Origin of the sequence: Alteromonas algae, assembly GCF_049117195.1 — a bacterium.
GTDB lineage: Bacteria > Pseudomonadota > Gammaproteobacteria > Enterobacterales > Alteromonadaceae > Alteromonas.
Genome location: NZ_CP185260.1, coordinates 3,464,910 through 3,488,236 on the forward strand (window position 1 = coordinate 3,464,910; position 23,327 = coordinate 3,488,236).

Annotated in this window: 17 protein-coding genes; 9 read left to right on the forward strand and 8 right to left on the reverse strand. The window is 45.1% G+C overall.

Translation table 11 applies throughout. The features are described 5' to 3' along the window. The 5 genes from ACOJRU_RS15365 to ACOJRU_RS15385 form a co-directional block, all read right to left on the reverse strand. Positions 1-1,380: a DUF4397 domain-containing protein gene (locus tag ACOJRU_RS15365; RefSeq protein ID WP_421132599.1), complete on the reverse strand. Its 1,380-nt coding sequence runs from the start codon at positions 1,378-1,380 to the stop codon at positions 1-3. 239 nt (positions 1,381-1,619) lie between these two features. After that, complete coding sequence (locus tag ACOJRU_RS15370) at positions 1,620-3,269, reverse strand: S8 family serine peptidase (RefSeq protein WP_421134782.1); 1,650 nt, start codon at positions 3,267-3,269, stop codon at positions 1,620-1,622. Positions 3,270-3,933: 664 nt separating this feature from the next. Further along, complete coding sequence (gene rlmB / locus ACOJRU_RS15375; RefSeq protein ID WP_421132600.1) at positions 3,934-4,674, reverse strand: 23S rRNA (guanosine(2251)-2'-O)-methyltransferase RlmB; 741 nt, start codon at positions 4,672-4,674, stop codon at positions 3,934-3,936. Positions 4,675-4,680: 6 nt separating this feature from the next. Next, the gene (rnr, locus tag ACOJRU_RS15380) at positions 4,681-6,999 is read right to left on the reverse strand and encodes a ribonuclease R (protein WP_421132601.1); all 2,319 of its coding nucleotides are present in this window, start codon (positions 6,997-6,999) and stop codon (positions 4,681-4,683) included. Between the two features lie 312 nt (positions 7,000-7,311). Beyond that, a complete protein-coding gene (locus ACOJRU_RS15385; protein ID WP_421132602.1) occupies positions 7,312-9,675 on the reverse strand; it encodes a TonB-dependent receptor in 2,364 nt (787 codons plus the stop codon). Between the two features lie 262 nt (positions 9,676-9,937). Here ACOJRU_RS15385 and ACOJRU_RS15390 point away from each other — a divergent pair, with 262 nt between their 5' ends. Together ACOJRU_RS15390 and ACOJRU_RS15395 are read left to right on the forward strand one after the other, a co-directional pair. After that, a complete protein-coding gene (locus ACOJRU_RS15390) occupies positions 9,938-10,222 on the forward strand; it encodes a PepSY domain-containing protein (protein ID WP_421134783.1) in 285 nt (94 codons plus the stop codon). Between the two features lie 89 nt (positions 10,223-10,311). Next, positions 10,312-10,851 carry a cytochrome b/b6 domain-containing protein gene (locus ACOJRU_RS15395; protein ID WP_421132603.1) on the forward strand — a complete coding sequence of 180 codons (540 nt, stop codon included), beginning with the start codon at positions 10,312-10,314 and terminating at the stop codon, positions 10,849-10,851. Positions 10,852-10,912: 61 nt separating this feature from the next. Here ACOJRU_RS15395 and ACOJRU_RS15400 read toward each other — a convergent pair whose 3' ends face one another. Both ACOJRU_RS15400 and ACOJRU_RS15405 read right to left on the reverse strand, forming a co-directional pair. Continuing rightward, positions 10,913-11,560, reverse strand: coding sequence for a tetratricopeptide repeat protein (locus tag ACOJRU_RS15400; RefSeq protein ID WP_421132604.1), 648 nt, complete (start codon positions 11,558-11,560; stop codon positions 10,913-10,915). Between the two features lie 109 nt (positions 11,561-11,669). Further along, positions 11,670-11,921 (reverse strand): TIGR02647 family protein, encoded by a 252-nt coding sequence (locus ACOJRU_RS15405; protein ID WP_421132605.1) that lies wholly within the window; start codon positions 11,919-11,921, stop codon positions 11,670-11,672. Positions 11,922-12,162: 241 nt separating this feature from the next. Here ACOJRU_RS15405 and ubiD point away from each other — a divergent pair, with 241 nt between their 5' ends. From ubiD to ACOJRU_RS15425, 4 genes are all read left to right on the forward strand, one after another. Beyond that, on the forward strand, positions 12,163-13,650 hold the full coding sequence (gene ubiD, locus ACOJRU_RS15410; RefSeq protein WP_421132606.1) for a 4-hydroxy-3-polyprenylbenzoate decarboxylase: 1,488 nt from the start codon (positions 12,163-12,165) through the stop codon (positions 13,648-13,650). Between the two features lie 23 nt (positions 13,651-13,673). Beyond that, complete coding sequence (gene fre, locus ACOJRU_RS15415) at positions 13,674-14,369, forward strand: NAD(P)H-flavin reductase (protein ID WP_421132607.1); 696 nt, start codon at positions 13,674-13,676, stop codon at positions 14,367-14,369. A gap of 170 nt (positions 14,370-14,539) precedes the next feature. Then, a complete protein-coding gene (locus tag ACOJRU_RS15420; protein WP_421132608.1) occupies positions 14,540-15,931 on the forward strand; it encodes a M28 family metallopeptidase in 1,392 nt (463 codons plus the stop codon). A gap of 236 nt (positions 15,932-16,167) precedes the next feature. Next, positions 16,168-17,142 carry a hypothetical protein gene (locus tag ACOJRU_RS15425; protein WP_421132609.1) on the forward strand — a complete coding sequence of 325 codons (975 nt, stop codon included), beginning with the start codon at positions 16,168-16,170 and terminating at the stop codon, positions 17,140-17,142. A 37-nt stretch (positions 17,143-17,179) separates the two neighbouring features. On the opposite strand, the gene ACOJRU_RS15430 is transcribed toward ACOJRU_RS15425, so the two are convergent. Then, entirely contained in the window at positions 17,180-19,894 is a 2,715-nt protein-coding gene (locus ACOJRU_RS15430) for an ATP-binding protein (protein WP_421132610.1), read from the reverse strand. A gap of 273 nt (positions 19,895-20,167) precedes the next feature. On the opposite strand from ACOJRU_RS15430, the gene ACOJRU_RS15435 reads away from it, so the two are divergent. From ACOJRU_RS15435 to ACOJRU_RS15445, 3 genes are read left to right on the forward strand one after another with little or no spacing between them, the layout of a single operon-like run. Beyond that, positions 20,168-20,725, forward strand: a complete 558-nt coding sequence (locus ACOJRU_RS15435; RefSeq protein WP_421132611.1) for a GbsR/MarR family transcriptional regulator — start codon at positions 20,168-20,170, stop codon at positions 20,723-20,725. A 9-nt stretch (positions 20,726-20,734) separates the two neighbouring features. Further along, positions 20,735-22,096: a cytochrome ubiquinol oxidase subunit I gene (locus ACOJRU_RS15440; RefSeq protein ID WP_421132612.1), complete on the forward strand. Its 1,362-nt coding sequence runs from the start codon at positions 20,735-20,737 to the stop codon at positions 22,094-22,096. Positions 22,097-22,105: 9 nt separating this feature from the next. Further along, complete coding sequence (locus ACOJRU_RS15445) at positions 22,106-23,113, forward strand: cytochrome d ubiquinol oxidase subunit II (RefSeq protein ID WP_421132613.1); 1,008 nt, start codon at positions 22,106-22,108, stop codon at positions 23,111-23,113. The last annotated feature ends 214 nt before the right edge of the window (positions 23,114-23,327 follow it).

The following is a 23,327-nucleotide window of genomic DNA, read 5'->3' on the forward strand; positions in this document are numbered from 1 at the left end:
CTACGGTAAAATATTGATTTCATATCCCGTTGGCGTGTTAGCGGGTTCTACGGTAACAATATAGTTTTTATCGTCGATAAAACCATGCAAGGCAGTGCGGTCTAACAACACTTGCTCTTCATTATCATCTTCATAAACCGCAATAACTTCATAATAATCAGCAGGCAATACTTCATCAGCGCTTTCTGCAAAAGTAAGGTTTTGAATGTCATATTCAGCGGTATCAATGGTTTCGTCAACGCGCACTAGGTAGAAGTCTACATCGTCAAAATCAGCCACTAAATTGATGAAGTTAACGGTTTTGTCGTAAGCCTGCGGTAAGCCACTTTCCACAAACGTAGCAGCGCCTAACTGCCCCTCTTGTTCGTATACCAATATAGCCTTGCTCTCGCCTTGATTTAACGTAATTAGCTTATTGTTTAACGATAAGGCCTCACCACTGCTATCACCGACTGTCACTCGGTAGTCGCCGTAGCGGATTGCAGAGAATGCAGATATTTCACCTGCAGCTAACGTAAACGACACATCCTCTTCGTCGGTATTGCCGCCGAACGTAACGGTTAAAGGCGTATCAATATCGGTAGCGTTGTAAATGCGATACTGGGCGTCGGCCTCTACGTCGGTGAGTGCGGTGACTGAAGACGAATTCAGTATGGTGTCAACGATAAGCCCTTCCTGTATTGCGCCACTGACATCGCGAAGCGTTAATAGGTATTCAGTGGCATAGATAAAGTTTAGGGTTTGCGACTCGAAAACAACATCACTTGTCCCAGGCTGCGTAAGGTAAATGGTGTATTCACCTTGGTCAAAATCATCACTGTCATCGTCTTTATCCCAGTAATCGAACTGAATCATGCCATCGCTTGTCACAGTCCCTAACATATTTGCCGCTTCAAAGGGGTCACCGGATTCACTTAAATAGAGGTCATATGCGCTGTTATCTGCGGTAACTGACAAACCAAACAGCCTAAAATGATCTTCTAACGTTTCTCGCTCATAGCTGTATTCTGCAATGGCGGGGTTAGCGAAATCACCACTCATGACTACAATGGTTTTATACCCCGTTTTTAATGTTACTGAATAGGTATCTATATACACTTCCTGATCGTCTGCGTCGGTGCGAATGAACTCTAGTTCCAGAGTGCCAGACTCCATTGAGTACATGGATGTCGTATCACCAAACTGTGCGAAACCAAAGCTGTCACCGTCAACTTCACGCATTTCTACATTTGCACCGTTTGGTGACGCGTTATAAAACTGTATATAAGCAAATTCGTAATCAGACTCCGTGCTATCTGACCCACCACACGCTGTTATTCCTAACAAGACAAATACCACCAAGAATACACTTCTTAAGTAGGCCGAAAATCTAAATTGCATATGCTAACTATCCTTTACGTATTTTTTATTAATAATGCAGATGTATGGCTGGGCTGGCCGCCCGAATGGCTCACACGGTACGCAGGTATGGTTAGCAATATTGTGACCGGTTCATTTCTTTACACTGTCTTTGCACTTGCTTTGCAAAACTGACAAATGACGATACTAAATTGAATAAACGGGCACAAAAAAGCCCGCTTATGCGGGCTTTACTTTACACATTAAAACGGATGTATACGTTATTCGTAACCGTAATTTAGCGTTACACCACTGTAGGTAGAATAAGCACGAATGCCGATGTGCCATGTGCCCGCAGCAGGCGCTTCTAAAGTACATACTTCACTGTTTCCATTTCGATAAGGGCGACAGTCAAAGCTGTTTGTTTCAGGCTGTGAACCGAACTTCATATATAAATCAGCATCACCCGAGCCACCACCAATGCTTACTGTCATTGTGGTTACGCCTTCAGGCACTGTCCATGTGTAGCGGTTCCAATTGTTGCGCGTTGCAGATAAGCCGGTAAGCTGACCTGACACTGGCTCTACACCAGGGTCGGTGCCTGGGTTTCCACCGCCGTTCCCGTCACACCCATTGTTGTTTAAATAGCTGTACGTATCGGCAAGCTGCATAAGCCCGTGGCCATAGAAGTTATCTTTGCCTGCCGAACCTTTATCTTCAGCAGTAGCGGTAAGTGCACTTCGAATTTGCGTGTTGGTACACTGTGGGAAGTAGCTCCACACCAACGCCGCACCACCGGCAACATGCGGTGTTGCCATAGAGGTACCGCTTAGCGATGCATAAGTATTAGTCGGGTACGTTGATTGAACTGCACTGCCTGGCGCTGCAATTTCAACTTGGTCGTTATATTGGCTGTAACTTGCGCGGTTTTCATTAGCGTCTACCGCGGCAACCGACATAACAGCATCATAACTAGCAGGGTACGATTTAGCACTGTTGCCGTCATTACCCGCAGCGGCCACTAAAAGCATGCCAGCATCGGTGAAACTTTGCATGGCGTTGCGCTCAGTGGTTGAAGCACTTCCACCACCTAAGCTCATGTTTACTACGTTCGAGCCTGCATTCTGACACTGCGAAATGGCGTCAATCAAATCAGAGGCGTACGTCCACTGCCCATTGTCATTGAATATTTTAACAATATGAAGGTCAACGCCTGGATAAACGCCAATGACGCCATCGTTATTATCATACGCAGCGATGGTACCCGCTACATGTGTACCGTGCCCATTACCGTCGTTATACCAATTACCCACAGCTGAATTGTTCGCATTTCCCGTTACCCCGTCATTAGTGCCTGGAAGGTCGGGGTGGCCTAGGTTGTAACCTGTATCAATAACGCAGACTTTGCGCGCAGTAGTATCGGCTTGAGCAAACTGATTTGCCTGTACCATGGTGTAACCATATGGCGTGGTTTGTGCCATCGGTTTACGCTTCGCATCAATTTCAATACTCTCTACATTCGGGTTATTGCGAAGTGCGTTCAATGACTTACGATCAAGTTGCGCGGCCATGATGCGATGTTTATTAAGTGCTTTCTTTACTTTACCCCCTGCGCGAGTGATATCGTTTTTAGCCGCCTGCACATTAAATGCTTTTTTCTGTTTGCTAAATTTTAATGCACCACGACCACTAAGTGATGCTTCACCCGGCGCCCCCATCAATGCTTCTGAGGTCATTTCACTTTTAAATTTAACGATATAGCGTTGGCTGTCGCTTAGTTCGATAGTGCCCCTACCAATACTACCGAATCGCTTCGCAAATGCTGAAGCAAAAGACTGCTTTTTCGTTTCAACTTTCACAGGCGCGTTGTCTTGCGCAATCGCTGTTTGACCTGCAAATGCCATAGATACGGCTAATGCCGCCGCTGTCATACATGTGTGTTTTTTATTCAAAATTTATTTCCTGTTTCTTCTGTCTTGTTGTGTTTCAGTACTTGTTTTTGGTCTTAATGCCAATGTACTTTGAAACGCTTTTTTATAAATCGACATACAGGTTAACCGTACTTCTTACGAAATATCTCTTCCTTGGCTGCATCCGCAAACCGCTTACCCACTTGTCAGGTAACGTAGGAGCAATGCAAGAAGCACTGCGCCCACAACGCCCATAATAAGAGAGTTATCAATAATTTAAGTATGCTTCGACGTTACGTTCATACATATTTCATACGTATCAGTATCGCGCATACCGTTCTTTTTTCATGCTAACTCTTGTCACACTTACGTTATGGACGCATTCATACTAGGAATAAATATTGATAATTTATATGAATCTACTCACTCAATTTGTAAGCAAATGTAAAAAGTAAGTTTATTTTTACTTAAAATTTAAACAAGTAAGAAATAGATATATGGCGCAGAGGAAGGGATTACGGCAGGTGCAGGAAAGAACATAAAGAAAAATAGCGCAGAAGAAAAATTAGACAAGAAAAGTTTAAATAACGTTATTTGGCATTCGGTTAGCCAATGATTTTTATCTGCAGAAATAAAAAACGGGTGTTTACACCACACCCGTTTTTATTAATTTGAAGAATAGGGGTTACAACCCGCGCTGCCTGACTATCTCATACAAGCACACGCCCGTTGCTACCGATACATTTAAACTACTTACGCTACCAGCCATAGGAAGTTTAACCAACTCATCACAGTTTTCTTTCGTTAACCTGCGCATGCCTTTACCCTCTGCGCCCATAACCAGTGCGGTTGGCCCGTCTAGCTTTATATCGTAAAGGGTTTTATCAGTTTCTCCCGCGGTACCTACTACCCACACCCCTTTATCTTGAAGATGTTTAAGTGTACGAGACAAGTTAGTCACTTGAATCAGAGGAATAACTTCAGCGGCGCCACAGGCTACTTTACTTACCGTACCGTTTAAGCTGGCAGATTTGTCTTTAGGGACCACAACAGCGTGAACACCAGCACCGTCAGCGGTACGAAGGCATGCACCCAAATTATGTGGGTCGGTAATACCATCAAGGACTAATAGAAGCGGCGATGACTGTTTCTCTAAAATGAGATCTAAATCAGATTCATCACGCACGCGGCCTGGTTTTGCGCGGGCAACTACACCTTGGTGTTGCTCGCCATTCACCTTTTCATCCAGCACTTTGCGATGACAAAATTGTACTGAAATACCGAAACGGCGAGCCTGATTAATAATGTTCGTTAACCTGTCGTCAGTTCGACCTTTTAATACCAATACTTCGATTACACGCTCGGGTTCATTTTCAATAACCGACTGCATGGCATGAAGACCATATAACCATTCTTGCTGTGCCATAATCGCTTACCTCTTTTTACCGCGTTGTTTGGACTTCTTATCAGTGGCTTTTTTATCAGCAGGTGCACCTGCCTTACCACTGCGTCTTGGCTTACTTGCCGCTTTTTTGATGGTTTTTACTTTCACTTTTTTACCACCAGGGGCGCGCAGCATAGACTTATCCAACAATAAATCAATCTTTCTTTCATCGAGATTAACCGCGGCTACTTTTACTTCTACCGTATCACCTAATCTAAATTGGCGATGACCTGATTCACCCACTAATGCTTGCTTTACATCGTCATAGCGGTAGTAGTCATCATCAAGCGACGTGATATGAACCAATCCGTCGATATGGTATTCCGTAATTCGGATGAACAAACCAAAGTTTGTTACCGAGCTTACAACGCCCTCGAACGTATCGCCTACGTGGTCAAGCATAAACTCGCATTTCAGCCAGTCTGCCACGTCGCGTGTTGCATCGTCGGCCCGGCGTTCAGTCATGGAGCACTGTTCACCTAACTGTTCTATCTCTGCAATTGCATATTGTTTTGCACCCGATACCGCTTTCTTACCATTTTGCTTTGCAATGATGCCTTTTAAAGCACGGTGTACCACTAAATCAGGATAGCGACGGATAGGCGACGTAAAGTGCGCGTAAGCTTGTAACGCAAGCCCAAAATGCCCGACATTCTCGCCATCATAGACAGCTTGCTTCATCGAACGAAGTAGCATGGTTTGAATAAGCTCTTCGTCAACCCGCCCGCGCGTTTTTAACACCACGTCGGTGAAGGCTGAAGGCTCTGCGTCATCGGTGATCCGGTGAGGGATGCCAATTTCACTTAAATAACTGGTAAATGATGTAAGACGATCAGCGTCGGGCTTATCATGCACACGATATAATGCTGGCGCTTCATGCTTTTCAAGCATAAGGGCAGCACTAACGTTCGCCATGATCATGCATTCTTCAATAAGCTTATGCGCGTCGTTTCTCACCAAAGGCACTATGTTTTCAATTTTACGCTGCGCGTTAAAAACAAACTTCACTTCTTGAGTTTCAAACTCGATGGCACCACGCTGTTGGCGCGACTTTTTAAGGCCACGATACAAATCGTGTAAGTTACGTAAGTGTGGGACATGCGCTTCATAGCGTTGATGAAGTTCTTTGTCGCCTTGAAGGATATTCCACACTTTATTGTAGGTTAGCCTGGCATGCGAGTTCATGACCGCTTCGTAGAACTGGTATTCTTCTAACTGACCTTGTGCAGAAATCGTCATCTCGCACACCATACACAAACGGTCAACTTCTGGGTTCAATGAACACAAACCATTTGATAGTGCTTCGGGTAACATGGGAACAACTTGGTCAGGAAAATACACAGAGTTTCCGCGCTTTTGCGCTTCATCGTCTAATGCAGAACCCGTTCTTACGTAATGGCTTACGTCAGCAATGGCGACCCACAGCTGCCAACCACCATCATCTAATGGCTCGCAGTATACTGCATCATCAAAATCTCTGGCATCTTCGCCATCAATGGTAACAAGCGGAAGCTGGCGTAAGTCTATGCGTCCCGCCTTGGCCTCTTCGGGTACCGACTCAGACAGTGTTTCAATTTGTTTGGTGATACCTTTTGGCCACTCGTGAGGAATATCGAATGTACGAAGCGCCATTTCAATTTCCATACCTGGCGCCATATGTTCGCCAAGTACTTCCACTATTTTACCGACTGGGCTCATTTTTCTGCGTGGGCGCTGGGTTAACTCGACCACAACCACTTGTCCCATGCGGGCCCCGTGGGTACTTTCCGGCGGAATAACAATTTCATGCTGAAGACGGCTGTCGTCAGGTACTACCATGCCGAAGCCTTGCTCAACAAAATAACGCCCTACAATTGGCTCGCTTCTTGGCTCGACAACCTGTGTCACAAAAGCTTCTTTTCGGCCGCGTCTATCTGTGCCGCTTATTCTTGCTTCTACCACGTCATCGTGAAGAAACAAGTTCATTTGTCCGCCGCTGATAAATAAGTCACCGCTTCTATCTTCAGGGCGCAGAAAACCAAAGCCGTCACGATGGCCAATAATACGGCCTTTCACTAATTCATCGCGGTCTTGCAGAATGTACTTTTTCTGCTTGGTGAATTGCACCTGCCCTTCTCGCTCCATGGCGCGAAGGCGGCGTTGAATACCAATTCTTGCGTCTTCACTTGTGGCATTCACTATTCCACAAATATCTAAGAAGGAAAGGGGTTTACCTTCCTCCTTCAGTACATCCATTAAGAACTCTCGGCTTGCTACCGGGTTTTCGTATTTTTCTTTCTCACGCTGAAAATGCGGATCGTCACTCATGTATTTGTAATTTACCTTTTATTTTTTAATAGGTTAGCCGTAGCTATTATCAACAGCGCACGTATTAATGCACTGCCAATATCATCAATACTGAATTATTGATGTTGATTCTTTTTTCAACCACCTGCTTTACACAAAGCACGATATGGTTGTTTGCTGCACAGTATAACAGCAATTGCAGTAAAACATTACGTTATAAAAGTGATAGGCGTGTGCTACATAACAGGTTGTACGTAAGGCATAAAAAAAGCTGCTATGCTTTGCAGTGCACGGCAGCCTAATAAAGTGAAAAAGCCTAATTTTTCGTGGTGTTTAGAACTCGTAGTACATACGAACCCCAGCAATGCGAGGCATACCGCGTACAAAGGTAGGAATACCTAATCCGCCACCCGTATTTCCTGCATCAATTAAATATTCTTTATCCAGCAGGTTGTTCACATACACTTCAAACGCAACATTACTGTCGCTTCTATTCACCTTCAGTGACACGTCGGTAAGCGAATAGGTGTCTTGCGACATGCCGGGATAGTTACTGCTTTCAAAAAACACTTCTGATTGGAAGCTTGTGAGCCAGTTTACATCCACTACCCACTCATTAACGTTGAATACTTTATTTATATTGAATGCGCCACTTACCTCTGGCGCTAAACGAAACTTGTTACCACCATACTGGAAGGGTGAGCCATCTGCTGTGTTATCGGAAAATTCAGCATCTAAAAAGCCTAGGCTTGCCGTAAGCGTAAGTGTATCGCTGTAGTTATAGGTTGCCATGCCCTCAATACCTGACATGGTAGAGTCACCCACCGTGACCGTGATGGACTGTAATGTGTCTTGATCGGTATAACTTTGCTGATAATCACTGTATTCATAGGTGAAAATGGCGCCAGAAAAGAGGAAGTTGGCGCTTTGGTATTTAACCCCAACATCATAGCTGTCGACGATTTCAGGCTTAGTAATATTCACACCCCCTGCATCAGCATTAACCACAGGTGAACGGCGACCTTTTGCATAGTTCGCATACACGTTCCAATTATTGCCCACGTCATAGCTTATCGCGACGCGAGGTAGGGTATCATCAAAATCCCCCTCTCCTTCAAACACGAAAGTACCTGCTGGCAGTGTGTACGTGTTGCGGGTATAACGGGTTTCATCGATATAACGTACACCAGCGGTAATATTGATATCGTCAGTAACAAAATAAGACATCTCAGCAACATATGAAGCAATATCCAGCTCGGCTTCAAAAATATACGGTCCCTGAATAAGGATAGGTGGCAAGTCTGGGTTTGATATGGGAGTGCCGTCGGCATTGAACAGCGTCGACACTAGAATACTACGAAGCGCTTCAATCTCTTCAAGCGACGCATTGGTCGCGATATTCTGATTCAGTGGAATAGTAGACGTTGCTTCAAGCTGCGCTCTTACTGCGTCAAACGTACCCCGAATAAATGGGTCGACCATGATGTAATAGGGCAAGATAGAGTCGTCTTTTGAATAGGACGCCCCAATAAAGCCAGCGAATTTATCACCCGAGTCGAACACAAGACGCATTGAACTGCCACTTAATGTCGCATCGTTATTAAAGAACGCATCTTGAATACGCAGTGCGCTGCCATCAGCATCAAATCCTTCACTTACTTCCACGTCTTTATAGTAGGCATCGGCATGAAGACTTAGCGTGCTACTAAAATCATAATCTATCGTTATATCGTAAGCTTGCAGCGTGCGTTCAATACCAAGTTGACCTCCAAGGCTGAACTCGGCTGCCGTGTATGGGCTGGTATCACCATTATTTGGGGCAATTGAGCCTGACTTAAATGCAATGCCTGGCTGGTCATTATACTCAAGCGCTGCACGTAAAATAATGTCGAGGTTGTCGTATTGCGCCAACCACGTACCGCGCAAAGCTTGTACGGATACACCTTGCAAATCTTCGCTATTACACGGCACGCTATTGCCAAGGTTATCGTACATATCTGCACCGCCATAATATGACGCATCGCTGCATGCATTATTTTCAACAATGCCGTCCATTTCACGATATAGCCCCGCTATGCGAACACTATGGTTATCGTTTACAGGCTTGTTGACCATAAACTCAACTTCTTTGCCTTGTTCACTGTTATAACCCACTTGTACGCTACCCGCTTCAGTAAAGGTAGGCAGTTGTGAGTGAATACTTATTGCACCGTTGGCCGCCGCCACCCCAAATAGTGTAGGCTGCGGACCTTTAAGTACTTCTACGCGAGCAATGTCGTAAAGCGCCACGCTTGCTACTGTTTTCTTACTGATATCGAAACCATCTTGATACACCGAAATGCGCGGGGTAGCTGACACGGCCGATACATCATCGGTTACACCTCGAATATTGAATGACGGTAAGCTAACCGCCTGTTCTTGAATTTGAACGTTAGGAAGTATGCGCGACAATTCGTCTAACTCCATAATATTGGCGCGCTCTAGAAACTCGCTGCCAATAACATCCATAGTGACTGGTACATCCATCACCGACTGCTCACGCATTTGCGCAGTCACCGTGATTTCTTCAATGTAATCGTTAGCGTTATTACCGGCGTCAGGCGTGGTGACATCGTCGGCATTTGCTGTGCTTTGGGCAAAAGAAGACGTAGCGATAGCGCATAAAATAGCGCTTGCTAGCAATGAACGAGTGTACATAGTGTATTCCTTAAAGAGTGTGCGTAAATGAAAACCGCGGCATGTAAGTCGTATTATTCTTGCTGCGAAGCTCTAGAAGGTAGAGCGCTTTTGCGACGTTTCAATGACGTAATCGTGACAAGTAAAAGTCACTAAAATGACAGTTTAACTACAGATAAAAGCCATAAATATCAGTGCATTACTTTCACATATAGTACTTGCATGTGAAAGCGTGTTAGTCTGTGACACTCACCATAAATAAACCATGTCGAAGGAGATAATGATGAAAAAAGCGATGATGCTTGTTACTGCCGTAAGTGCTGCAGGTTTACTAAGCGCATGCAGCGCTGAGCACGGCACTACGCAGTGCACCACAGCCCCGCAATCTGAATGGCAAAACCAAGATGCGTTTCAAGCGCAACTGCTTGCCAAGGGTTACAAAATTAATGAATTTAAAGTAACCGACGGTAACTGCTATGAAATCTATGGTTTTGATATGAAAGAAAACAAAGTTGAAATTTACTTTAATCCCGTAGATGGAAGCATTGTTAAAGAAGAAAGCCACTAGTAAATAGTGCGATATGCTGCCGCGCGGCGACATCGCTGCGTGGTAGTCATTTTTTTATCAGCCGCCTAAAATCACGTTAAGAACATACAATGAACACCAACACACCGTTGTATATTTGGGATAAAATAGTAAGGCTTTGCCACTGGAGCCTAGTGGTATGCTTCGTGGTTAATTATTTTATTGTTGAGCCTGGCAGGCTTATTCACGAAATTGCAGGCTATAGTGCTGTTGGCGCGCTGGCCTTACGAATAGTATGGGGGCTTACTCGTTCAGCAAACTCATTTGCGAGCCTGAAACACATTGACCTCTCTCGTGATGCATTTCAAACCCACCTAACACACATAAAACACCGCAATACACCGGCTCATTCTGGCCACAACCCGTTGGGGTGGTTAATGGTGATGTTGGTGGTAGTCCTTTTCGTTATTCTAGGCGTAACGGGGTTTATGATGGAGGAGATAGACGCTTTCTTTGGTAACAGTACGCTTGACCAAATCCACAGTGTTACTGCTAATATTTTATATGGCGCGGTGTGCGTGCATGTTCTTGCGGTGATAATCGTACAATGGCGGGGTAATATTTCACTTATTAGGCCAATGATATCGGGTAAACGCTCACCACGACAATAATTACCCAAGCAATGCATTTAGGCACAAGTCGTATCGCAGAAAAGCGCTTACGCGCACACACCTAACTGTCTAAGGGGCGTTTCGCTTCACGTACGGCTCGCGGGTGCATTAGTTCTTCAAGGGCCGCTAGCTGCGACGCAATTTTTTTATGCTGCGCTTTGTCGTTGGTAATAGCGTTATACAGCCAGTGATATGCATCTTCATAATCGTATGGGCTACCATGCCCTTCCAAAAATAGTTCAACCAATCGAATTTGTGCTTTTAAGCTTTGTAACGCCGATGCTTCTCGAAGGTACACCACGGCGCGCGCTTTGTCCTGCTGGACGAGAGTGCCTGTTGCATAATAACGACCTAACTGTTCAAGCGCGGCTGGCAGCCCTTGACTAGCGGCGTCTTCCATATAGCCAATACCACGCGCAGGCTCTGCATCAATGCATACGCCCCACGCTAACATGTCGCCCCACAAAAATTGGTATGCTGGCACTTTTAATACCTCGGCGCGGGCCTCAATATCTTGTACTAGCTGGCATCGGTCAGCCACGACTTGATCCAGGTGAGTGTTTTCGTTAATCATCTTAATGAGCGCATCTTGGCTATACAATTGCACAGCGCGTATTTCGTCAAGTGTTTCACCTTCTAGTGCAATAGCACTTTTTAGCGAAAAACTACTCAGTAATACGGTAAAAATGAAAAATGAAAAATGTTTCATAGCTGATGGTCTTCGTAACGCATGAACAGGATTACTAGTAGTATCGGCGGCGGCACGAATAACTTAACCCGTACTGCCGCGTCTTTATCTTTGGTGCGCAATGTCGCGCTTAGTGGCTACCGTTATGGCTGCCTAAGGCAGATTGGATATGACGGGCATGGTCTGCCAAATCAATACCCAAATCAGTAAGATACCCTCCGTCAGGCTGGGTGATTAAGCCTTTTGCATAAAGCCTTGAAGCCGCATTAACCGTGGATTGGCTAGCGTCGTGATGAATTTTCAAACCTTGAAGCAAACTATCTGATGGAAATTTAAGCAATAAATTTAATTCGTCGAGCATCTCGTGATCGAATGTCGTCATATACCCACCTTAGGCAAAGGGTTGTTGTTATGGCGCGATAGCGTTTTTTTGTGTTTCACCACCAATATCACATTTAATTAACATTGCTGTCCAGTTCAAATTACGCTTGGCGTTTCGTTAACGTCTTATCATGAATTTACTGATATAGGTTTCGCTACTTTCGTTGTTGGAATTGATCGGACTTTGCCAACAAATAGTATACTCTTGCCATAACTGTAGTTTGTGGATACCCCCAGTTCAAATGAAGTATAAAGATTTACGTGACTTTATTCGCCAATTGGAAGCCAAAGGTGAGTTGGTACGCATTACCCAGCCCATCGACACCGATTTGGAAATGACAGAAATTGCTGACAGAACCTTGCGTGCTGGCGGCCCTGCGCTGTTGTTCGAAAACCCTAAAAACCATGACATGCCGGTGTTAGCCAATTTATTTGGTACCCCCCAGCGTGTTGCAATGGGCATGGGGCAGGACTCGGTTGAAGCCCTGCGAGAAGTCGGGAAGTTATTGGCTTATTTAAAAGAGCCTGAGCCTCCCAAGGGGCTTAAAGATTTATGGAGTAAGCTGCCTGTTTTTAAGCAAGTGCTTAACATGCCCGCCAAGGTACTGAAAAAAGCGCCCTGCCAAGAAGTCATATTAACGGGAGATGACGTAGACTTGTCTAAAATTCCTGTTCAGCGCTGCTGGCCTGGTGATGCTGCACCATTGGTAACATGGGGCCTAAGCGTCACTCGCGGACCGCACAAAAAACGCCAGAATTTAGGTATTTATCGTCAACAGGTCATTGGCAAGAACAAGCTAATTATGCGCTGGCTTTCTCACCGCGGCGGTGCCCTCGACTTTAGAGAATGGTGTCAAACTCATCCTGGCGAGCCTTACCCTGTGTCGGTAGCGTTAGGCGCAGACCCTGCCACCATATTAGGCGCAGTGACACCTGTACCCGATACGTTATCTGAGTATGCGTTTGCTGGCTTGCTTCGCGGCGACAAAACAGAAGTGGTCAAATCGGTCAGTAATGACTTACAAGTACCGGCCAGTGCTGAAATTGTACTAGAAGGCTACATTGCACAAGATGAAGTGGCACCAGAAGGGCCTTATGGCGACCATACCGGTTACTACAACGAAGTGGATGATTTCCCTGTATTTACAGTAACCCATATTACCCATAGAAAAGACCCAATTTATCATTCTACTTACACAGGGCGTCCACCTGATGAACCTGCAATTTTGGGCGTTGCGCTTAATGAAGTCTTTGTGCCGATTTTACAAAAGCAATTCCCTGAGATAGTCGACTTTTACTTACCTCCCGAGGGCTGCTCTTACCGTATGGCCGTAGTGACCATGAAGAAGCAATACCCTGGACATGCGAAACGCGTCATGATGGGAGTATGGTCTTTCCTTCGCCAATTCATGTACACAAAGTTTGTTATTGTGTGCGATGACGATGTGAATGCACGAGATTGGAACGATGTCATTTGGGCCATCACCACACGGATGGACCCCGCTCGCGATACCGTGATGATTGAAAACACCCCTATCGACTACCTTGACTTCGCGTCACCCGTTTCAGGGCTTGGCTCGAAAATGGGTATGGATGCCACCAACAAAATGCCTGGTGAGACTGACCGCGAATGGGGGGTTCCCATTGTCATGGATGAAGACGTGAAAAAACGGGTAGATGATATCTGGGACGAACTTGGTATTATGGACATACCAAAGGCGACACGCTAAAACCAAAAGGTAATAAAAAATACATGTCAGAATTAAAATGTCAGGTTTCAAGCATCACGCCTTTAACCGATGTAATACACAAAGTTGAACTTACGCTACCTACTGCCGTTTCTTTTAAGGCTGGCCAATATGCCATGGTAGTCATGGGCGAAAAAGATATGCGCCCTTTCTCTATCGCAAACGCGGCGTTTGATAATACGCGCATTGAACTTCATATTGGTGCAGAGCCCGGTAACAGCTATGCCGGTGAAGTATTAGCGCGTATGCAAAACGAGAACGAAATAACCCTAAGCATTGGCCACGGCGATGCCTTTTTACAAAGTAATGGGTTGCCGATGATCCTGATTGCAGGCGGCACGGGGTTCTCGTACACCTATTCCATTTTGCAAGAACACCTTAAAAATGGTGATAGCACCCCTCTTACGCTTTACTGGGGGGCTAAACATGCATCAGATTTGTATTTAGCTAACGCATTGCAAACCCTTGCCGATGCTAACGACCACTTTACCTTTGTTCCGGTTGTTGAATTCGCTGATGACGATTGGACAGGCAGAACCGGATGGGTTCACCATGCCGTAATGGCAGATCACGCCGACTTTGCTCAACTGCAAGTGTATGTTGCAGGGCGCTTCGAAATGGCGAAAACCGTTCGTGATGATTTTACCGCTCGCGGTTTACAAACATCCAACCTATTTGGCGACGCTTTCGCATTCATTTAACCACCACGCGTAATAGTAAAAGGCTTTCTTCGGAAGGCCTTTTTTGTTTCTAGCCTCCCCTTCGGTTAAATACACTGCGTTATTCGATAACTAACGTTTCAGTGCGTTTACTCTAATTGTTCACGCTCTTCGTATTGGTTATGGTGAAAAGATAACCATCGGAGAGAATAATGATAAGACGATTACCCGCCAGATTAAAAACATTTAGTGCTACAGCCTTATCGCTAACGGTTTTTGCCAGTCCTGCCGTGACTGCTGCCGAGACAGAACAAAAAGCAGCGCTATACGATATTGCCGAGGCTATTTCCCCTAAGCGAATTGAAAGCGACATTACCACGCTCGTTAATTTCGGTACCCGACATACCTTATCTGAGACCAAATCAGACACCCGCGGCATTGGTGCAGCGCGCCGTTGGATTAAAGCCGAGTTTGACAAAATTTCAGCCGAGTGTGGTGGTTGCCTTGAGGTGTACTATCAGTCGGAAGTCATTAGTGGCGAAAGACGCATTCCAGACCCTGTTGAAGTGGTTAGTGTGATTGCTATTCAGCGCGGTATGTCAGACCCTGGTAGGTACGTCATTATGTCAGGCGATATCGACTCACGCGTGTCAGATGTCATGGATTTTACCTCTGACGCCCCTGGCGCGAACGATAATGCGTCGGGTGTCGCCGGCACACTTGAAGCGGCGCGCGTATTATCTAAATACAAATTCAACGGTAGCATTGTCTATGCCGCCCTCGCCGGTGAAGAACAAGGGCTATTTGGCGGGCGAATAATGGCTAACCAAGCCAAAAAAGACGGATGGCGCATAAAAGCAGTTTTGAACAACGACATGATTGGCAATATCGAAGGCGTTAACGGGGTGATAAACAACACCACGGCGCGCATATTTGCTGAAGGTACGCGCGTGACCGAAACCGAAAAAGAAGCGCGCACCCGACGCTTCACGGGAGGTGAAGTAGACTCGCCTAGCCGCAATCTTGCACGCTATATTGATAGCGTTGCCGACCAATACATTGAAAACCTCGATACCATGGTCATTTACCGCTTAGACCGGTTTGGTCGCGGCGGACATCACCGCCCTTTTAACGACCTGGGTTACCCCGGCATTCGCATTATGGAAACCAACGAGAACTATACTCGACAGCACCAGGATTTGCGTGAGGAAGACGGCATTGCCTACGGCGATACTCTAGACGGGGTGAATTTCGATTATGCCGCAAAACTAACCGGCTTAAACGCGGTGACGCTGGCGTCGATGGCATGGGCACCAAACCCACCCGCTAATGTTTCAATAAAGGGCGCGGTTCAACCCTCTACTACGCTCAGTTGGAATGCACTAGATGCCACACAGAACCCTCAACTGAAGGGCTATAAACTGTATTGGCGTCACACCGATGCGCCTCAGTGGGAGTTCAGTAAATTTGTGGGCAATGTCACACAAGCCACACTGGAAAACATTGTCATCGACAACTATTTCTTTGGCGTAGCCAGTGTGAGTGAAAGTGGCTTAGAAAGTGTCGTGGTATACCCTGGCGCGGCCGGCAGCTTTGGCGAATAAACTTTCAAATTGTTGCATGTCGCTTGCTTCCCACAACAGTAATAGTGTTTCGGCACAGTCTTAAGGCTGTGTCATTTGCCCTTTTTGGCGTTTAATATACCTAAAACGGTTCGCCACGACGGCGTTCATTGACACGAATAAAGTATTCTTCATACTTAAGTAAACCAATGTAATATTCATTAGCGTACCTATCGCACCACAGCATACGCTTTTATTGTGTAAACGAGGTCACTCCATTGCTATTGAAATTAACGTTATCCTTTGCCAGCCTGCTGCTTTCAACCTGTCTTTTTGCTCAGCCTGTTTTTTTGGTGGCATCGTCTTTCTCTACCTTTGTCGATAACGAAGGTGAGCCTGCTAGACTTAACGCCATTGTGGCAGAAGCCTTTGCACTCATGGAGAAGGATGTCGACTTAGCCGTTATGCGACAAGCGTTTTTAGGCAGCGAATTGAGATCAAGGCGTGCCGATGGTGAATTTGCTTACCTAGACTTAGGTGACAGAGACGACGCATATTACTATTCAAAAGCGTATTTGCCGTTACACCTTTATGTCGCCAGCAAAAAGCCTATTGCTGAAAATATAAAACTGTTGCCCCACCTCAATGATAAACGGGTGGCCATAGAAAATCGTTTTGCCAATACGCCTACCTTCAGACGACTGAAAGAGATTAAGTGGTCTAGAAACCCCAGTAGTTACGACGCATTTAAACAAATTGCGGACGATAGAGCACCATTGCTGTTAAGCAGCCGGCTACTTATTGATGAGCTCAATCGACTGGTTCAGCACGACGATGAAGAAATTCTGTTTCTCTCACCGGGGCCGTTATTAAAAACGGGGGTTCACCTTTCACTGCACAAAGATAGCAGCAATGCACAAGCGATTATCAAAGACTTTGAAGACGCTATCAATAGCATGCAATATGCCGGGCGCTTTAATGCATTGCTAGGCTTGTCGTGGCTTACTAAAGATATAAATGGCGATGGGGTGGCCGACTTCATTGGCAGTAAAGTGACTACCTCGCGGGCATCGTTAACATTAGCAGCGCACCCGTTAGATAAACATACACCGTCTACAAAAAGCGTATATGTGATTGATGGTGTTGAATACGCTTCTCTTGACGAGGCCAACCGCGTGCTACCAGAAAGCTTACCTAACCGTGCAAGCTTTCTAGACGCTGAAGTATATAAACGTATTCTTCAGCGCTGGTAACCCGAGCCGGCTTTTAGGTCGGCGCTTAACAGGTAGGTCAGTCCGGTATGTACATTTCTAATATAGTCAGTATTTCTTCACCGTCTACGGGTTTAGATACATAATTGTTAAAACCGGCTTTCAATGCTTTTACTCGGTCTGAGGTATAGGCGTAAGCAGTAAGCGCTACCGCATTAATATTTTCTATATTGGGGTTTGCACTGGCGCGTATCTTGGTAATCAACCCTAATCCATCAAGTTCTGGCATGCCGATATCTGATAAAACCAGATCATAGGCATCAGGTGCGTCGTTGAGGTGCTTCCACGCTAGCAACCCGTTTTTCGTCACTTTCACTTTTGCACCATTCGACTCTAAGAATAACTGAATAAAGTTTCGAGAATCTTCCTCATCTTCGGCCACAAGAATACGCAAATTTTGTAATCTCAACGATGACGTTAAATTAGAGGTAACGATGTCATTTTGCATGATATCAAGCGACTCGTGCTTAACCGGTGCAATAGGAATAGATACGGTAAAAGCGGTACCGCTATTAAGGCCATCGCTGTTGGCTGTAATGGTTCCGCCATGCATTTCGACTAGGTTTTTTACAATGGACAGCCCTAAGCCTAGGCCATGACGATTGTGCTCGTTCATACCTTGATAAAAGCGATCAAAGACATGCTCAAGCTGCTCTTTCGTCATGCCTTTACCGTTATCTTTTACCGTGAATACGTAGTTAGAATGGTTACGCGCACCACTCACCTCGACCATTCCACCTTTTTGAGTAAACTTAAGCGCATTACTTAATAGGTTGCTGATCACTTGTTTTATACGCAGTTCATCGCCCAAAATTTGAGTATTTACACTTTCAAAACGCAGTGACAATTGAATCTTTTTCGCCGCAAAACCGGCCTCAAGCGACTTCGCAACTTCTGAAATAGACGAGGATATTTTTAACGTATGCGTACTCAGCTTCATGGTTCCGGAAATAATTCTCGATAAGTCGAGAATATCGTTAATCAGTGAAGCCTGTGTTGATGCGGCACGCTTAATTACACCAAGTGCATCGGTCATGCGCTCAACATTATTCACGTCCATTAACGCAAGGTCGGTCCACCCAACAATAGAATTAAGCGGAGAACGTAATTCGTGCGAGATACTGGCTAAAAAGTGATCTTTTGCTTTATCAAGCTCTTCAAGCTTCACAATTTGTTTATCTAGTGACGCCTTCAAACTTAATGCATAAGGGATGAAAAGGTGATCAAACCCCTCAATAATAAGTTTGTCGTCGTCTGACCAGGCAACCGACTCATCGGCAATACTTTGCAAATATAAATCAAAAGAATGTCGTGGTGTCAGCGATTTACCAACATCTTTCGCCGCAGCCTCTTTGCCCGCCCAGCGAATCAACTTGTCGCGCTGCTCTCTAAACCATATGGTGTAATAACCTAAGGCCGGCGACACACATGAGATATAAATGCCTCGAATACCATTCAAATCGAGTGTTTCAGTAATCTCATCACCTAACTTGCTGATGGCTACCGCTTGCTCTGAGTTCTTATAAGAAAATTTTTCTAACAGCGTGTTTACGACTGATTTGGAAGGTACCTTACCAACGGTATAGTTTCCAGAGGGCGTGATAACTGCAAGTCCACAGCTATCGGTAACTTGCAGCAATTCGTCTTCTTTGCTCGCAATGGCTTCAAGAGGATTGGCAAACGTTGTTAGCTTATGCACAACATTATTTAACGTTCGCTGACGCTGTTGAAATTGCTCTTTCTTTTCGTGAAGCGATTTAGTGTGTAACTGCCACGCATACATGTGGCCTAACGACTCACACACCAACCGCTTTTTCTGATCAATATAAATAGGTTCGCTGTTATGACAGGCGATTAACCCCCATAATTTATCTTCGTACATCAGTGACACTGAAAACGACGACCTAACGCCCATATTTCTCATATACTGCAAGTGCATAGGCGACACAGAACGAACCATCGACATAGACAGGTCTAGTGGTAGTCTATTTTTGTTTGCAATCTTGGGCAATAGGTTAACTGGCGGCTCTTCAGTGTCGAATACGCAACGAACCCGATTCAATTTATAAAGCGCTCGCGCTTGACTTGGAATATCAGACGCAGGAAAAACCAGCCCTTTAAATGAACGCGTATCTCTTTCTTTCGCTTCGCCTACTACTTCACCACAGAAGTTTTCATCAAAGCGATAGATCATTACCGACTCAAAACCAATGTAATGCTTAAAAACGGCGGCAATATTGTCTGCCACATCCGTTACCGATATACAATTTTGAAGGTTTGGCAGCAACATTTGAATATCAGTATCGACAGGCAGCCACTTCTGCGCCGCCTCATAACTTAGCTGCGGAGACGGTTCAAATTCGATGACAAGCAGGCCATTTGAAGTAAATACAACGCCACTGCCTTCTTTATCCCAGTCTTTTATATGCAGCGCATTTTCTACAAATTTCCACTGGTAGGCATGGCGTAGCCCTTTATCTTTTACGTCAGCATAAATCGTACTAAAGGTATGTGATTCGGGCGAGGGAATAGCGATCAATTCGGTGATTAAGGTCTCACCTGGTACGATATCTTTACTGAAAAGCTGTCCAATATTCTCACTCACCACCTCAACAATTTTACTTTCAGGGTTTATTGCTAACAAAAAACCAAAGCTTTGTACGCTCTCAATAAAATGAAGCTTTTCGTCTTCGCAATTAGCTAAAGTGGGCGTTTCATGGCGCGAGGTAGTCATTATGGTTCCTAAAGCGTTTTTACACGTCATATTGTTATAAGTAAAATCGCATGAACCTGGCCATGCCTCGCCATTATTACATTTATTTAATGATTTTGGCGACCTAATTGCCCAACTCTTAGTGTTGTCGCTAGAGTTCTGATGGCTTTTGCGCGCTATGTTCCTGTGCCTATTTCGCTACGCGTCAAACGTATTCCCTTTTAACTTTGTTGATCTACATCAAGCAATATATTAAACTTTCAGTAATTTCTGAAACTTTAGTAGATAACGCCAATGAAAATGACACCGCTTATTACATCAGCCGTAATGCACTTTGGAGAAATGGGAAGTCGATGGGGGTTCAATAGAACGGTAGGTCAAATTCTTGCATTAATTGTGTTGAACGACGAGCCCATATCAGCGCAGGAAATTGCAGATGCGCTGAATATTTCACGAGGGAATACCAGTATGGGCCTTAAAGAATTACAGTCTTGGCGGTTGATAAAGCAACACCTTATCCCGGGTGAAAGAAAAGAATTCTTTGTAGCGGGTGGCGATATTTGGACGCTTGCAAACCGCGTATTCGATGAAAGAAGAAAACGAGAAATTGACCCAACAATGAGTTTACTTAGGGATCTTTTACTCGATGCCCCTGCAAATAGTGCAGAGGCTAACGCGCAAGCCAAGCTTAATGACATACATGATTTATTAGAATCGGTTACCGCATGGTCGCAAGAACTGCAAAGCTTGGGGCCTGAAAAGCTTAATACTTTGATGAAATTAGGGTCTGGTGTGGGTCGCATGCTCGAGTTGAAAGACAAACTTATTCCCAAAAAAGGGACGATTAACTAGGAGATACCTGTGGATGCATTCTTGCTGTCGCGTTTACAATTTGCGTTAAACATAAGCTTTCATATTTTATTCCCTACCATCACGATGGCAATGGGGTGGTTTCTTTTCTATTTTAAGTTACGTTCAAATATAACTGGTCACCCAGTATGGATGCGCATCTACCGCTTCTGGGTACGTGTGTTCGCATTAAGTTTTGCCTTAGGCGTAGTAAGCGGCGTGACCATGTCATTCCAATTTGGCACTAACTGGCCAGGGTTTATGGAAAAAGTTGGAAATGTAGCTGGCCCCCTTCTTGGCTACGAAGTACTTACCGCCTTCTTTTTAGAAGCAACATTTTTAGGCATTATGTTATTTGGTATTCGCCGAGTTCCAAATTGGGTGCACACCTTATCGACTCTCATCGTTGCCTTGGGAACGACTGCGTCTGCGTTTTGGATTTTATCTCTCAATAGTTGGATGCAAACGCCACAAGGGCACGAAGTCATTGATGGTGTAGTGTACGCGAAAGATTGGGCAGCGATTATCTTTAACCCGTCGTTTCCCTACCGCTTTACCCACATGATGTTGGCTTCTGGACTTACGGCTAGTTTTTTAATTGCGGGGCTTTCTGCCTATCGCATGTTAAAAGGCGACGACAAGTTAGCGCCAAAGCTCTCTTTTAAAACCGCAACCTACGCAGCAGCGATACTGATACCCCTACAAATTTTTGCCGGTGACATGCATGGGTTAAACACGCTTGAACACCAGCCTCAGAAAATCGCTGCTATGGAAGGGCTTTGGGATACCACAGAGGGCGCTCCGTTGTTACTGTTTGCTATTCCCGATGAGCAATCACGCGAGAATCACTTCGAAATTCCTATTCCTTATGCTGCCAGCCTTATTTTAACCCATCAGCTTGACGGTGAAATTAAGGGGTTAAACGAGTTCGAAGGTGAACATCCTCCTGTCGCTCCGGTGTTCTATGCGTTTCGAGTGATGGTGGGAATGGGTATGTTGATGCTGATTGTGTCGTGGTTGGGCAGCAGTTATTTACTGCGCAACAAAGTAGTGCCTACCTGGCTTAATCGCGTATTTGCTGGCATGGCATTTAGTGGTTGGATCGCAACACTTTCAGGTTGGTATGTGACTGAGATTGGTAGACAACCTTATTTGGTGAGTGGCGTGTTGAAAACGCATGACGCAGTGACCAACATTGCGCCTAGCAATGTTGCCTTTAGCTTTACCCTTTATGCCGTCATTTATTCTGTCTTGTTAGTCGCTTATCTAGGTACATTAATGCTGATGTGTCGCCGGGCTGTTGAGATTGAGGAAATTTCGACAGAAGAGCGTGAAATGGCTAAAGCCAGTAAAATGTCACCCGCAACGGTGTAGGAGGTACGTATGTTTGATCATGTTACACCAGAAATGCTGGGAAATATCTATGTGGGGCTATTAGGCCTGGCCGTATTGATGTATGCCGTATTAGATGGCTATGATTTGGGCGTTGGTGTACTGCTCCCCCCACGCAACGAAGGGTTTCGTGATGATATGATTGCGTCGATTGGCCCCTACTGGGATGCTAACGAAACCTGGTTGGTTTTAGCAATTGGCCTGCTTCTAATTGCATTTCCACAAGCCCACAGTGAAGTATTGCAGGCGCTGTATATTCCGGCAACACTGATGCTGTTAGGTTTAATATTACGGGGCGTGTCTTTCGACTTCAGAGCGAAAGTGGTTCAGGTAAAAAAACGTAAGTGGGACTTGGCGTTTAAATATGGTTCGTTATTAACCACACTTGCACAAGGTTACATGCTGGGTATTTATGTAACTGGGTTACGAACCGACTTATGGTCGCAAAGCTTTGCTCTACTCTCTGCGTTCGGTGTTACCGCCGCCTATATGTTTATTGGCGCGTGTTGGTTAATACTTAAAACAGAAAATGAACTTCAAGCAAAGGCCATCTATTGGGCAAAACGAGGGCTGTTAATATTATCGCTTGGCATTGTTGGTGTCAGCATTGCCAACCTTACACTTCACGATGAAGTGCGGGAATTATGGCTCTCTGCTCCTTGGGGGCTTGTGTTAATGGCCATACCAATTGCCTGCTTTGCCTTGCTATTACTGTGCGGCGTTGTATTAAAGCGCCTACCCGAAGCACAGGGTAAAGGAGAATGGCTGCCGTTTGTCATTGCATTACTGGTATTCTTGCTGTGCTTCGCCGCTTTCGGTATTAGCTATTACCCCTTTGTTATTCCGGGCAAGCTGACCGTTATGGAAGCGTTAAGTAGTGCAGACTCGCTAAGGTTCTTACTGGTTGGCGTTGTAATAGTAGTACCTTGTATTCTTGCCTATACCGTAATGGTTTACAGGATATTCTCAGGCAAAACTGAAAAGCTGAGTTATTACTAACACTCTGCGGGTTAAAGGCTTTTTTAAGTAACGCGAGCAATGGCTCGCGTTTTCTTTGTATGGCACTAAAATAAAAACAATATTGACATAATACTGTAATATTACTATATTGTGTGTGGGGAATTTTTTTAAAGAAGGAGCCAAAAATGATAAACGTATTGCAACCACTATCTAGGTTCTTCAAACGTGCACACCCCTATACAGTAGCCCATTA